General features: G+C 72.8%; 10 protein-coding genes. All 10 read right to left on the bottom strand.

Annotated features, from left to right (window positions below):
• Window positions 1-6 precede the first annotated feature (6 nt).
• From ABZ801_RS13955 to ABZ801_RS13910, 10 genes are read right to left on the bottom strand one after another with little or no spacing between them, the layout of a single operon-like run.
• The gene (locus ABZ801_RS13955; RefSeq protein WP_360697322.1) at window positions 7-1020 is read right to left on the bottom strand and encodes a 2-hydroxyacid dehydrogenase; all 1014 of its coding nucleotides are present in this window, start codon (window positions 1018-1020) and stop codon (window positions 7-9) included.
• Window positions 1017-2102: an ABC transporter ATP-binding protein gene (locus ABZ801_RS13950; RefSeq protein ID WP_344944654.1), complete on the bottom strand. Its 1086-nt coding sequence runs from the start codon at window positions 2100-2102 to the stop codon at window positions 1017-1019. Before ABZ801_RS13950 ends, ABZ801_RS13955 begins: the two co-directional genes overlap by 4 nt.
• Window positions 2095-2589: a ribose-5-phosphate isomerase gene (locus tag ABZ801_RS13945; protein ID WP_344944651.1), complete on the bottom strand. Its 495-nt coding sequence runs from the start codon at window positions 2587-2589 to the stop codon at window positions 2095-2097. Before ABZ801_RS13945 ends, ABZ801_RS13950 begins: the two co-directional genes overlap by 8 nt.
• Entirely contained in the window at window positions 2582-4348 is a 1767-nt protein-coding gene (locus tag ABZ801_RS13940) for a dihydroxyacetone kinase family protein (RefSeq protein ID WP_360697317.1), read from the bottom strand. The genes ABZ801_RS13945 and ABZ801_RS13940 overlap by 8 nt, the downstream gene beginning before the upstream one ends.
• Window positions 4345-5073: an HAD family phosphatase gene (locus ABZ801_RS13935; protein WP_344958141.1), complete on the bottom strand. Its 729-nt coding sequence runs from the start codon at window positions 5071-5073 to the stop codon at window positions 4345-4347. Before ABZ801_RS13935 ends, ABZ801_RS13940 begins: the two co-directional genes overlap by 4 nt.
• Window positions 5070-5894, bottom strand: a complete 825-nt coding sequence (locus ABZ801_RS13930; RefSeq protein ID WP_360697314.1) for a DeoR/GlpR family DNA-binding transcription regulator — start codon at window positions 5892-5894, stop codon at window positions 5070-5072. Before ABZ801_RS13930 ends, ABZ801_RS13935 begins: the two co-directional genes overlap by 4 nt.
• Complete coding sequence (locus ABZ801_RS13925) at window positions 5891-6994, bottom strand: ABC transporter ATP-binding protein (RefSeq protein ID WP_360697311.1); 1104 nt, start codon at window positions 6992-6994, stop codon at window positions 5891-5893. The genes ABZ801_RS13930 and ABZ801_RS13925 overlap by 4 nt, the downstream gene beginning before the upstream one ends.
• The gene (locus tag ABZ801_RS13920; protein WP_344958147.1) at window positions 6994-7827 is read right to left on the bottom strand and encodes a carbohydrate ABC transporter permease; all 834 of its coding nucleotides are present in this window, start codon (window positions 7825-7827) and stop codon (window positions 6994-6996) included. The genes ABZ801_RS13925 and ABZ801_RS13920 overlap by 1 nt, the downstream gene beginning before the upstream one ends.
• A complete protein-coding gene (locus ABZ801_RS13915) occupies window positions 7824-8801 on the bottom strand; it encodes a sugar ABC transporter permease (RefSeq protein WP_360697307.1) in 978 nt (325 codons plus the stop codon). Before ABZ801_RS13915 ends, ABZ801_RS13920 begins: the two co-directional genes overlap by 4 nt.
• A 12-nt stretch (window positions 8802-8813) precedes the next feature.
• Window positions 8814-10310 (bottom strand): sugar ABC transporter substrate-binding protein, encoded by a 1497-nt coding sequence (locus ABZ801_RS13910; protein WP_360697304.1) that lies wholly within the window; start codon window positions 10308-10310, stop codon window positions 8814-8816.
• Window positions 10311-10321: the final 11 nt, after the last annotated feature.

Raw genomic sequence — 10321 nt, 5'->3', positions numbered from 1 at the left:
CCGTCCTCAGGGGTTCATGCAGTGGGCCAGGGCCTCGCCGCGCGAGTACCGGCCGACCTCGGCGGCGACGATGCGGGCGGCCTTGTGCGCCACCGCGCGGCTGGCGCCGCCCAGGTGCGGGGTCATGACGAGGTTCGGGGTGGTGAACAGCCGCGACCCGGCCGGGACGGGCTCCTCGTAGAAGGTGTCCAGCCCGGCGGCCATCAGGTGGCCGGAGTCCAGGGCGTCGCACAGCGCGTCGTAGTCGAGCAGCGGCCCGCGCGCCACGTTGACCAGCACCGAGCCGGACGGCATCAGGCCGATCTCCCGCGCGCCGATCAGGCCCCGGGTCTCGGGCGTGACGCGGGCGTGCAGCGTCACCACCCGAGACCGGCTGAGCAGCTCGTCCAGGGTGTCGACGCGCTCGCCGATGATCTCGCCCTTGGCGTAGGGGTCGTGGACGAGCACCTTCGCGCCGAACGCCGCCATGACGCGGGCGACGCGGCTGCCGATCGCGCCGTACCCGACCAGGCCGACGGTGGTGTCCTCCAGCTCCAGGCCGCAGTTGTCGTAGGAGTAGAAGTCGCCGCGCCACTCGTGCTCCACGGCCAGCGACTGGTGCGTCTGCGGGATGCGGCGCAGCGTCGCCAGCATGATCCCGACGGTGAACTCGGCGGTGGCGGTGGCGTTGCGGCCGGGCGCGTAGCAGACCCGCACGCCCCGCTCGGTGGCCGCCTCGACGTTGACGTTGACCGGGCCGCCCCGGCTGACGACGATCAGCTTCAGGTCGGGCGCGGCCGCCAGGACGCGGCGGGTGAACGGCGCCATCTGGGTGACGCACACCTCCACCCCGTCCAGCGCCTCGATCATGGCGTCCTCGGTGCCGGACGCCTCGTCGACCTCGGCGACCCGGCCGAACGGCTCCACCGGCCACGGCAGGGTGGCCTCCGCGATGTCCGGGGCGTCGCCCAGCTCGTCGCGCAGGGCCTTGACCAGCAGCGACGTCAGCACGAAATGGTCACCGGCGGCAAGAATCCTCATCGGATCGCCTCTCCTGTCTCGGCGTCGAACACATGGGTGCGGTGCGGGTCGAAGCGCAGGGTCACGGCCTCGTCGGCGTCCAGCCGGACCTCGGGGGCGGTCTGCGCGACGATGGTCTTGTCCACGCCCTCCAGCCGCAGGGTGGCCAGGCCCAGCTCCAGCAGCGGCTCGTAGACCACGACGGCGCCGCGCAGGTCGGCCTCGGTCTCGGCGGCCAGCAGCACGTCCTCGGGGCGGACGCCGACGACGACCTCCCGGCCGTCCGGCACCCGCACGCCCTCGGGCAGCGGGACGCGGGCGGCCTCGGACAGCCGGACGGCGCCGCCGTCCACCCGCCCGGGCAGCAGGTTGATGACCGGTTCGCCGACGAAGTCGGCGACGAACAGGTTGGCCGGCCTGTCGTAGATCTCGTCGGGGGTGCCGATCTGCTGGATGACCCCGTCCTTCATGACGGCGATCCGGTCGGCCAGCGAGATCGCCTCCTCCTGGTCGTGGGTGACCAGGATGGTGGTGTAGCCGAGGTCGCGCTGCAGCCGCTTGAGCTCGCGGCGGGTGGTGTCGCGCTGCGCGGCGTCCAGGTGCGACAGCGGCTCGTCCAGCAGCAGCACGTCGGGCCGGCGCACCAGCGCCCGGGCCAGCGCGACGCGCTGCTTCTGGCCGCTGGACAGCCCGCCGGGCTTGGCGTCCAGCAGGTCGGTCAGCTCGATCCGGCGGGCCATGTCCTCGACGCGCCGGGCCACCTCCCGCTTGTCGGCGCCGCGCGCCGACAGCCCGAACGCCAGGTTCTCCCGGACGGTCAGCGGCGGGTACAGCGCGTAGTTCTCGAACGCCACGCCGATGTTGCGGCGCTGCGGCGGCAGCCCCACCATCGACTTGCCGCCGACCACGATGTCGCCGCCGGTCACCTCCTCCAGCCCGGCGATCATGCGGAGCGTGGTGGACTTGCCGCAGCCGGACGGGCCGAGCAGCCCGAGCAGCTCCCCGGACGGCACCTCCAGGTCGATGCCGCGCACCGCCGTGACGTCCGGGCGGCCCTTGCGGTGGTAGGTCTTGCGCAGCTCGCGCAGCGCCATGTCAGCCATGGTGGGCGTCCTCGTACTCGGCGATCACGGCGATCTTGCGGGCGCTGGCAGACTCGGGGTCGAACCGGTGGCCGAGCCACTCGTCCAGGATCCGGGCGGCCAGCTCGGGGCCGACGACCCGCGCGCCCATCGTCAGCACCTGGCAGTTGTTGGACAGCACCGAGCGTTCGGCGGAGTAGGTGTCGTGCGCGGTGGTGGCGCGCACCCCGGGCACCTTGTTGGCGGTGATCGCCATGCCGATGCCGGTGCCGCACACCAGCACCGCCCGGTCCAGCCGCCCGGCGGCGACCTCCTCGGCGACCTTGAGGCCCACGTTCGGGTACGGCTCGGTGTCGGTGGCCTCCCGCACCCCGAAGTCGCGGACCTCGGCCACCCGCGGGTCGCCGGCCAGCAGTTCCCGCAGCCGCTCCTTGAGCGCGAACCCGGCGTCGTCGGCTCCCACCCCGATGACGAACCGGTCCTCGCCGCCCGCCTTCACGTCACTCACCGTGCACACCTTTCGCTTCCACCAGGGGCACCCGTCCCGCGTCCGCCGCGTCGGTCTCGGTGTCGGCGCCGGCCAGGACGGCGGCCGTTTCCTCCAGGCACCAGGTCAGGGAGACGGCGCCGGGGTCGGGGACGCCGCGGCCCTTCTCGCCGAGGGCGGCGGCCCGGCCGCGCCGCGTGATCATCTGGGCGGTGCCGTCCGCGCCGTCGCGGGCGGCGGGCAGCGCCGCGGCCCAGGCGGCCGCGAGCCGGTCGCCCGCCGCGACGCGTTCCTCCAGCGCGTCCACGAACGGCACCAGCGCGTCCAGCAGGGTCTTGTCGCCGGGGGCGGAGCGGCCGAGCCGCATCATCTCCGCGACGGCCGACCGCAGCCCCGCCGCCACGGCCTCCGCCCCGGAGCGGGCGGCCAGCTCGGTGCCGAGCCGGTCCAGCAGCACGCCCCACAGCGCGCCGGACGCGCCGCCCGCCCGGTCGGCGAACGCGGCGCCGGCCGCGATCAGCACCGGGCCCGCACCGCCGGAGGTGCGGGCGGCGGCGTCGGCGGCGGCGCGCAGGCCGCGCACCATGCCGGCGCCGTGGTCGCCGTCACCGGCCACCGCGTCCAGCCGGGCCAGCTCCGGCTCGTCCCGCTCCACGCGGTCGCGGGCGCGGGTCAGGGCCGCGCGGACGAGCCGGGCGCCGGTGTCCTCGTCGTCCACCGCCGCGGCCTGCTCCGGCACGGCCGCCTGCTCGGTCACGACCGGGGCGACGTCGGGCAGCGGGGCGCCGCGGCGGAAGGCGGGGGTGTCGGCGGGGGCGTCCCACAGCTCGGCCAGCTCGCCGTCCAGCCAGGTGAGGGTGAGCGAGCAGCCCGCCATGTCCAGCGAGGTGACCAGCTCCCCGACCTCGGGGCCGCGCAGCCGCAGCCCCTCGGCCGCCAGCAGCCGCACCACGTCGGCGTAGAGGACGAACAGCTCCTCGTACTTGGTCGAGCCGAGCCCGTTGAGGATCAGCGCGACCTCGTCGCCGGCGCCGTCGGGGCGCTCGGCCAGCAGCCCCTCCACCAGGGCGGCGGCCAGCTCGCGGGCGGTGAGCCGGTCCACCGTCCGCACGCCGGGCTCGCCGTGGATGCCCAGGCCGATCTCCATCCGCGCCGGGTCGACGGTGAACAGCGGCTCGTCGCGGCCGGGGAAGGTGCACCCGGCGAACGCGACGCCGAGGGTGCGGGTCCGGTCGTTGGCCTTGCGGGCGATCCGCTCGACCTCGTCGAGGGAGTCGCCGCGTTCGGCGGCGGCGCCGGCGGCCTTGAACACCGTGAAGTCGCCCGCGATGCCGCGCCGGTCGGCGGCGCGTTCGGGCGGGGCCGAGGCGATGTCGTCGGTGACCAGCACCGTCCGCACGTCCATGCCCTCGGAGCGGGCGCGCAGCTCGGCCAGCCCGAAGTGCATGACGTCGCCGCCGTAGTTGCCGTAGGAGATCAGTGCGCCCGCGCCGGAGTCGACCGCGCGCAGCGTCCGGTACGCCTGCTCGGCCGACGGGCTGGTGAAGATGTCGCCGACGACCGCGGCGGTGGCCAGGCCCGCGCCGACCAGGCCGGCGAACGCCGGGTAGTGGCCGGAGCCGCCGCCGATCACCAGCGACACCCGGCCGGGGCGCGGCCCGCCGCGCCGCATCACCGCCGACGCGCCCGGCACCCGCTCCAGGTAGCGGCCGTAGGCGGCGGTCAGCCCGGTGACGAACTGCTCCTTGAAGTCGGCGGGGGCGTTGAACACGTGCGTCACGGCGCCTCCCCGGGGATGCCGGTCTCGATCAGCGCGAGGATCCGCCGCCGGGCGTCGTCGGGCGAGGCCACGATCTGCGCGGCCAGGCCGAGCGCGTCCGGCTTGGGCGGGTAGACGGGGTTGGGGATGCTGATGACGGTGAGCCCGGCGGCGTGCGCCGCGCGGATGCCGTTGCTGGAGTCCTCCACGGCGAGGCCGTGCCGGGGGTCGATGCCCAGCCGCCGCACCGCCTCGGCGTACACGTCCGGGGACGGCTTGCCGCGCGGCACCTCCTCGCTGGACACCGTGGCGGAGAACCGGTCGGCCACCCCGAAGTGCGGCAGCACCGCGTCGATCAGCTGCCGGGCGGCCGAGGACGCCAGCGCCACCGGCACCCGCTCGGACACGTCCACGATCAGGTCGAGGGCGCCGTCGAGCGGTTCGATGCGGCCCTGGTGCAGCGCGTCCACCATGAACGCCACGCACTCCTCGCGCACGGCCTCGGCGCGGGACGGGTCGCCGAACAGGCCGGCGATGTGCGCGGCCCACTCGGGAGCGCTCATGCCCTGCACGGCGGCGGTGTCCTCGGGACGCCACGTGCGGCCGTGGCGGCCGCAGTAGTCCTGCCAGCTCTCCTCCCACAGGTGCTCGCTGTCGACGAGCACGCCGTCCATGTCGAACACCACCCCGGCGACCGAACGCGTGCCGCGCGCCGCCGAGTCGGATGCGGTGGATGAAAAGGTCACGAACCGGCCACCTCGTAGTTGACTTTGTGTTCCTCCAGGTCGCGCAGGTGGTCGGGGGAGGCGCCGGCGTCGACGAGCACGCGCTCGAAGACGCTCAGCGCCGCCAGCCGGTGCAGCGCGACCTTGCCGAGCTTGGTGTGGTCGAGCAGCAGCACGTTGCGCGCGGCGGCGTCGAGCATGGCCCGCTTCACCGCGACGATGTGCTGTTCCTGGTGGTAGGCGAAGCCGCCGGAGACCGCCGCCGTGGACACGAAGCACAGGTCCACGCTCAGCGAGGTCACCGCCTCCACGCACGACACCCCCAGGAAGGAGTCGTGCGACAGGTCGTAGTCGCCGCCGACCGCCATGAGCCGGATCCCGCGCGCCTTGGACAGCAGGTTCAGCCCGGCCATGTAGTTGGTGACGACGGTCAGCGGGGTGATGACGCCCTCGGCCAGCCGCCGGGCCAGCGCGAGCGCGGTGGTGGAGTCGTCCAGCATCACCGCCATGCCGGGCTCGATCAGCTCCAGCGCGCGGGCGGCGACGGCGTCCTTCTCCGCCTGCATCGACTTCATGCGGTAGACGACGTTGCTCTCGAACACCCCCGACGGCTGGGCGGTGACGCCGCCGCGGAACTTGCGGACGATGCCCTGCCGTTCCAGCTCGTCCAGGTCCCGGTGGATGGTCATCTGGCTGACCTGGAAGCGCTCGGCCAGCTCCGCGGCCGACAGCGAGCCCTCCGCCAGGACGTGCTCGGCGATCGCCGCCTGCCGCGCCGCCGGGCCCCGCAGCGGGGCCTCGGCGGCCGCCCGGCGCTGGACCTGTTCCCCGGCGGCGGTCACGGCGCGATCCTCCGCCCGCCGTCGGCGGGGTCGAACAGCAGCAGCCGCGCCGTCGGCACCGCCAGCCGCACCGGGTCCTCGCGGCCGAGGCCGGCCGCCTGCTCGCGCGGCACGACCAGCGAGACGCGCGACTCGCCGACGCTGACGGTGACCTCGCTCTGCCGGCCGAGGATCTCGGTGACGTAGACGCGGCCGCGCAGCTCCACGGTCCCGTCGGCGGGGCGCCCGTCGCGGACGAGCGCCACGTCGCGGGGCCGCACGCCCAGCACCAGGTCGCGGCCCGGCCGGATCTCGACGCCGCCGGGCAGCGGGATGTCGACCTCGCCGTCGGGACTGCGGAACCGGCCGCCCTCGGCGGCGGCGCCCTCCACGAGGTTGACGCGCGGCTTGCCGAACGACTGCGCCACGAACGTGTCGGCCGGCCGGTCCCAGATCTCCTCGCGGGTGCCGACCTGGACGATCCGGCCCTCGCGCAGCACGCCGATGCGGTCGCCGAGGCCGAGGGCCTCCACGTAGTCGTGGGTGACGTACAGCGTGGTGGTGCGTTCCACCGCGCCGATCGTCTTCAGTTCGGCGCGCATCGACTGGCGCAGCTTGGCGTCCAGGTGCGACAGCGGCTCGTCCAGCAGGAACGCGTCGGCCGGGCGCACCAGCACGCGGCCGAGCGCGACCCGCTGCCGCTGCCCGTTGGACAGCTCGCCCACGTTGCGGTCCAGCAGGTGGGCGATGCCGAGCAGCTCGGCGATGCGGCCCACGCGCCGCTTGGCCTCGTCGGCGGGCACCTTGTAGCGGGGCGAGCGCAGCGGCGAGGCCATGTTGTCGTAGGCGCTGTAGTGCGGGTAGAGGGCGTAGCTCTCGAAGCACATCGCCACGCGCCGGTCGTAGGGCTCGACGCCGTCCATGTCGACGCCGCCGATCTCCACGCGGCCCTCGTCGGGCTGCTCCAGCCCGGCGACGGCCTTGAGGGTGGTGGTCTTGCCGGCGCCGGACGGGCCGAGCAGGCAGAAGAACTCGCCGTCGCGCAGTTCCAGGTCCACCCCGTCCAGCGCGGTGACCTTGCCGTAGGTCTTGCGCAGTCCCTTGAGGACGATCGTCGCCATCAGCTCTTCACCGCCCCGAACGACAGGCCGCGCACCAGGTAGCGCTGGATGGTCAGCGCCAGCACCAGCGGCGGCACCGCCGACACCAGCGCGGCCGCGGCGGTCAGGTTGTACTTGGGCCGGTCGCCGCCGAGGAACGACAGCGCGCCGACCGTGACGGTCTGGGCGTTGGAGGACGTGAGGATCAGCGGGAACACGAAGTTGTTCCAGGCGAAGATGAACGCCAGCAGGCTGACCGCGGCGATGCCCGGCTTGACCAGCGGCAACGCGATCTTCACGAACGCCCGGGTGCGGGAGTAGCCGTCCAGCAGCGCGGCCTGCTCCAGTTCCGGTGACAGGTCGGTGAAGTACGACCGCATGATCCACACGATGAGCGGCATCGTCACCAGCTGCAGGACCCAGATGACACCGACGTAGGTGTCGAAGAGACCGAGCTGCTGGTACAGCACGAACAGCGGGATGATCACCGTCAGCTCGGGGGCGAACCGGAACGACAGCAGGGTGAACATCAGGTTCTCCGAGCCGCGGAACTTCCAGCGCGCCGCCGCGTACGCCGCGGGCAGCCCGATCAGCAGCGACAGCGCCACCGCGCCGATCGACACCACCAGGCTGTTGACGAAGAAGCGCACGAACGGCACGCCCTCGACCTCGCCGCCGCCCAGCACCGTCCGGTAGGAGTCCAGCGTCGGGCTGAACGAGAAGTAGGTGTTGAACAGCTGGTTGTCCGGCTTGAGCGACAGGATCAGCATCCACGCCACGGGGAACAGCGCGAACACGAAGTACACGACGAGCCCGGCGTTGACGGCGATCCCGGTGAGCCGTTCCTTGCTCACTTGGTGCTCACCCCCGCCGCCCGGCTCTGCACCCGGCCGAGGTAGCGGACGAGCACCATGGACATCAGGTAGACCACCGCCCAGAGAATGATCATGTAGCTGATCCCGAACGAGTACCGCTGGAAGCGGATCGCCTCCAGGTAGGCGCGGATCTGCAGGACCACGGTGGAGTCGCCCGGTCCGCCCTCGGTGAGGGCGTAGATGATGTCGAACACCTTCAGCGAGTCCATGAACCGGAAGATCACCGCGACCAGCACGTACGGCCACAGCATCGGCAGCGTCAGCTTGCGGAAGGTGAACCACCAGCCGGCGCCGTCCACGGCGGCCGCCTCGAACGGCGAGCGGGGCAGCGAGCGCAGCCCGGCCAGCGCCAGGATCGCCACGAACGGGGTGTAGACCCACACGTCGACGGTGATGGACGACAGCAGCGCGCCGGTCGGGGTGTCGGTCCACTGCACGTCGCCGAGCCCGAACGGGCGCAGCAGGTAGTTGACCACGCCCACGCTGGGCTGCAGCATCAGCTTCCACATGATCGCCGCGATCACCGGGGCGATCATCAGCGGCAGGATCAGCACCTTCTCCAGCATCCGGCCGAGCCGGGTGCTGCGGTTGAGCAGCAGCGCCACAGCGACGCCGAGCACCAGCTCGACGGCCGTGGCGCCCACCGCGTACAGCGCGGTGACCAGCGCCGACCGCCAGAACGCGTCCTGACCGAAGATCGTCAGGTAGTTCTCGAGGCCGACCACGTCGGGCTGCGGCTTGCCGGCCGAGTAGTCGAACAGCGTGTAGTACAGGCCGAGCCCGAACGGGTACAGGATGCCGCCGGTCAGCAGCAGCGCCGGGATGATCAGCAGGTAGGGACGGGCGGAGCGCCGCCACCGCGGGACGCGGCGCGGACCGCCGGCCGGGCGGCGGTCCGCGCCGCCGGTGTCCGGCCCGGCGGCGGCCGTCTCGCTCTTGGTGAGGGAGGCCATCGGCTGCTCCGCCTACCCCGCGACCTTCGGCGCCAGGTCCTTGGCCAGCCCGTCCAGCACGCCCTTGGCGTCCTTGCCGCTGTAGATCTCCTGCAGCGAGGCCGCCCAGCTGGTGGTGGCGTCGAAGAACTGCGTCTGCGGGGTGAACTGGATCTTGGTCTGGTTCACCACCTGCTCGAAGGTGTCCAGGAACCCGGGGATCTTCTTCATCTTGTCCTTGTAGGCGGCGTCCTCGCTGATGGACTTGCGCACCGGGTCGACCTGGTTGTGCTCGACGGCGGCCTTGCGCAGGTGCTCCTTGCCGGTCGCCCACTGCAGGAACAGCCACGCCGCGGTCTTGTTGTCGCTCTTGGCGTTCATGCCGAGCGACCACACCCACATGTTGGTGGCCAGCGAGCCGTCCGGGCCCTTCGGCCCCGGGTGGAAGGCGATCTTGCCGGACGCGGGGCTGGCGCCCTCGACCGCCTGGAAGTAGGCGGCGGTGTCGGCGTCGAACATCATCGCGGCCTTGCGCGCGCCCAGGTCGCTGGAGCACTGGTACCAGGTGTAGGACGTCCACGAGGGCGGGCCGCCGTCGCGGATCATCTTGGCCCAGTTGGCGGCGAACTCCACGGCCTTGGGGTCGTTCATGGCCGGGCGCAGCTTGCCGCCCTCGGACACGAAGTCCTTGAGGCCGTACCGCGAGTACATGGTCATGAAGCCGGGGTGGATGGTGGCCCAGCTGCGCGAGCCGCGCACCGCGATGCCGTACATGCCGTCGAAGCCGGCGCCGGGCGCCTTCTGCTTGATGGTCGCGGCCAGCTCGCGCAGCTCGTCGAACGTCTCGGCGGGCTTGAGGCCGAGCTTGGAGAACACCTCGGTGTTGTAGGCGACGACGTTGCTCTCCCAGCCCCACGGCAGCGCGTACTGGCCGCCCTGGCCGAGCGGGGCGCCGTTCTTCAGGCTCCACTGGTCGGCCTGCAGCAGGTTGGGGTAGAAGTCGTCGGGGTCCCACTCGGCGTTGGTGGCCGAGGCGTTGCGCATCCAGGGGCCGAGGTCCTCCAGCCAGCCGGGCGGGCCGTACTGCCAGACCATGTAGGCGCCGAGCATGAACACGTCGTAGGACGCGCGGCCGCTGGACAGGTCGACGGTGAGCTTGTCGAAGTAGTTGTCCTCGGGGAACACGTCGTACTTGACCTGGATGCCGGTCAGGTCCGAGAACGCCTTGAGGTCGGCGATCAGGGCGTCGGAGTAGGGGTGCTTGTTCAGCAGCGCCTTGATCGTCTTGCCCTTGGCGCGCTTCCAGTCGAACGCGCCGGTGACCTCGTTCGCGGCCGAGCCGCCGCCACCGCTCGAGGAGCCGCCGAATCCGGCTCCGCAGGCGCTCAGCGCTGGGGCCGCGGCCAGCGCGGCGGCCGACAGGCCGGCCAGGCCGAGGAAGCGCCGGCGGTCGAGCCGGGCGGCGGGGCCGCCCATCGCGTACCGGTCGGCTGCGCGGTCGATGCTGCCGTCCGGGCGGCGTGTGTCCATCCGTCCCTCCA

Source organism: Actinomadura sp. NPDC047616 (assembly GCF_040642915.1).
GTDB lineage: Bacteria > Actinomycetota > Actinomycetes > Streptosporangiales > Streptosporangiaceae > Spirillospora > Spirillospora miaoliensis.
Note: the sequence above shows the minus strand (reverse complement) of the source record. Positions and strands in the feature narration are given on the sequence as shown.

What these genes read in the sequence shown, in the direction of transcription:
- ABZ801_RS13955 (WP_360697322.1), bottom strand. Translation starts at nt 1,020, where the DNA reads ATGAGGATTCTTGCCGCCGGTGACCATTTCGTGCTGACGTCGCTGCTG.
- ABZ801_RS13950 (WP_344944654.1), bottom strand. Translation starts at nt 2,102, where the DNA reads ATGGCTGACATGGCGCTGCGCGAGCTGCGCAAGACCTACCACCGCAAG.
- ABZ801_RS13925 (WP_360697311.1), bottom strand. Translation starts at nt 6,994, where the DNA reads ATGGCGACGATCGTCCTCAAGGGACTGCGCAAGACCTACGGCAAGGTC.
- ABZ801_RS13915 (WP_360697307.1), bottom strand. Translation starts at nt 8,801, where the DNA reads ATGGCCTCCCTCACCAAGAGCGAGACGGCCGCCGCCGGGCCGGACACC.
- ABZ801_RS13910 (WP_360697304.1), bottom strand. Translation starts at nt 10,310, where the DNA reads ATGGACACACGCCGCCCGGACGGCAGCATCGACCGCGCAGCCGACCGG.